We start from the raw sequence: 2,399 nt of genomic DNA on the forward strand, positions 1-2,399 counted from the left end.
CCCGCTCCCACAGAGTTCGACATCACGCTGTCCCTGTGGGAGCGGGCGTGCCCGCGAAGGGCTGCAAAGCAGCCCCAAAGGCCTTGAATCAAAGCACCGCCTTCGGATACGAACCCAGCACCTTCAGCGCCACAGCCTCCTGGCTGATCTGCTCGAGCACCGCCTTGATCAGCGGGTCGCGGTGGTGGCCGACGAAGTCGATGAAGAACACGTAGGTCCACTTGCCGCTGCGCGACGGGCGGGTCTCGATGCGAGTCAGGTCGATGCCGTTCTGGTGGAACGGTACCAGCAGCTCGTGCAAGGCACCCGGCTTGTTGCTCATCGATACGATGATCGAGGTCTTGTCGTCGCCGGTCGGCGGTACTTCCTGGTTGCCGATCATCAGGAAGCGCGTGGAGTTGTCCGGGCGGTCTTCGATCTTTTCGGCCAGGCGAGTCAACCCGTACAGGTTGGCCGCCATGTCACCGGCGATCGCCGCCGAATTCCACTCGCCCTTGACCCGCTTGGCCGCCTCGGCATTGCTCGATACTGCCACGCGCTCCACATTCGGGTAATGCGCATCCAGCCACTTGCGGCACTGGGCCAGCGACTGGGCGTGGGAGTAGATGCGGGTGATGCTGTCGGTCTTTGTGTTCTCGCCCACCAGCAGGTGGTGGTGGATGCGCAACTCGACCTCGCCGCAAATCACCATGTCGTGCTCGAGGAAGCTGTCCAGGGTGTGGCTGACCGCGCCTTCGGTGGAGTTTTCCACCGGCACCACGCCAAAGTTGACGGCACCGGCCGCCACTTCGCGGAACACTTCGTCGATGGCCGCCATCGGCCGGCTGATCACCGCGTGGCCGAAGTGTTTCATGGCCGCGGCCTGGGTGAAGGTGCCTTCAGGGCCGAGGTAGGCGATTTTCAGAGGCTCTTCCAGGGCCAGGCACGACGACATGATTTCGCGGAACAGCCGCGCCATCTCTTCGTTGTCCAGCGGGCCCTTGTTGCGCTCCATCACGCGCTTGAGCACGGCAGCTTCACGCTCGGGGCGGTAGAACACCGGCTTTTCGCCTTCCGCCAGCGAGGCGGTCTTGACCTTGGCCACTTCCTGGGCGCAGCGGGCGCGCTCGCTGATCAGCTCGAGGATCTTCTCGTCGAGGCTGTCGATGCGAACGCGCAGCGCCTTCAGTTCGTGCTCGGACATCAGCCGTGCTCCTTCTCGAATTCGGCCATGTAGGCCACCAGGGCTTCGACTGCTTCAAGGCCCAGGGCGTTGTAGATGGAGGCGCGCATGCCGCCTACCGAACGATGGCCCTTGAGGTTGAGCAGGCCACGGGCGTCGGCGCCGGCGAGGAAGGCCTTGTCCAGGCGCTCGTCAGCCAGGCGGAACGGCACGTTCATCCACGAACGGGCGTTGTGGCTGATCGGGTTGGTGTAGAACTCGCTGCTGTCGATGAAACCGTACAGGCGGTCTTTCTTGGCGCGGTTGCGCTGCTCCATGGCATCGACGCCGCCCTGCTCTTTCAGCCATTCGAACACCAGGCCCGAGAGGTACCAGGAGTAGGTGGCCGGGGTGTTGTACATCGAGCCGTTGTCGGCCGAGACCTTGTAGTCGAGCATGGTCGGGCAGCTGCTGCGGGCGCGGCCCAGCAGGTCTTCGCGCACGATCACCACTACCAGGCCGCTCGGGCCGATGTTCTTCTGCGCGCCGGCGTAGATCAGGCCGTACTGCGACACGTCGATCGGGCGCGAGAGGATGTCGGACGACATGTCGACCACCAGCGGCACGTCACCGGCTTCCGGCACCCAGTCGAACTGCAGGCCACCGATGGTCTCGTTGGACGCATAGTGCACGTAGGCGGCGTTCTTGGTCAGCTTCCACTCGTTCTGGCCCGGGATGGCCAGGTAGTCGTAGGGCTTGGCGCTGGCGGCGACGTTGACGTTGCCGAAGCGGCGCCCTTCCTCGATGGCCTTTTTCGACCAGATGCCGGTCTCGATGTAGTCGGCGGTGCCGTTTTCCGGCAGCAGGTTCAGCGGGATTTCGGCGAACTGCTGGCTGGCGCCACCCTGCAGGAACAGCACCTTGTAGTTGGAGGGGACGGACAGCAGGTCACGCAGGTCCTGCTCGGCCTTTTCGGCGATGGCCACGTAGTCGTCGCTGCGATGGCTCATTTCCATCACCGACAAGCCCTTGCCACGCCAATCCAGCATCTCGGCCTGAGCGCGCTGCAGAACAGCGTCAGGAAGCGCAGCAGGGCCTGCGCAGAAGTTAAAGGCTCGTTTGCTCACATCCACTCTCGCTCTGCCAAATGGTACAAAATCTTAATTCGGTGCCGACCCGTCAAGACTGTGTCGCCTGCCATGGGCCTGCTTTGCAGGCCATCGCCGGCAAGCCAGCTCCCACAGGGACCGCACAAACC

General features: G+C 63.7%; 2 protein-coding genes. Both read right to left on the reverse strand.

All coding sequences use genetic code 11. The features are described 5' to 3' along the window. Positions 1-88: 88 nt before the first annotated feature. Positions 89-1,183 carry a prephenate dehydratase gene (gene pheA / locus ACK1U9_RS25215; protein ID WP_013971453.1) on the reverse strand — a complete coding sequence of 365 codons (1,095 nt, stop codon included), beginning with the start codon at positions 1,181-1,183 and terminating at the stop codon, positions 89-91. Further along, positions 1,183-2,268 (reverse strand): 3-phosphoserine/phosphohydroxythreonine transaminase, encoded by a 1,086-nt coding sequence (gene serC, locus ACK1U9_RS25220; protein ID WP_162491229.1) that lies wholly within the window; start codon positions 2,266-2,268, stop codon positions 1,183-1,185. Before serC ends, pheA begins: the two co-directional genes overlap by 1 nt. Positions 2,269-2,399: the final 131 nt, after the last annotated feature.

It is taken from the genome of Pseudomonas sp. XP1 (assembly GCF_053557675.1).

Coding starts and splice junctions, on each gene's coding strand:
- pheA (WP_013971453.1), bottom strand. CDS start 1,183: ATGTCCGAGCACGAACTGAAGGCGCTGCGCGTTCGCATCGACAGCCTC.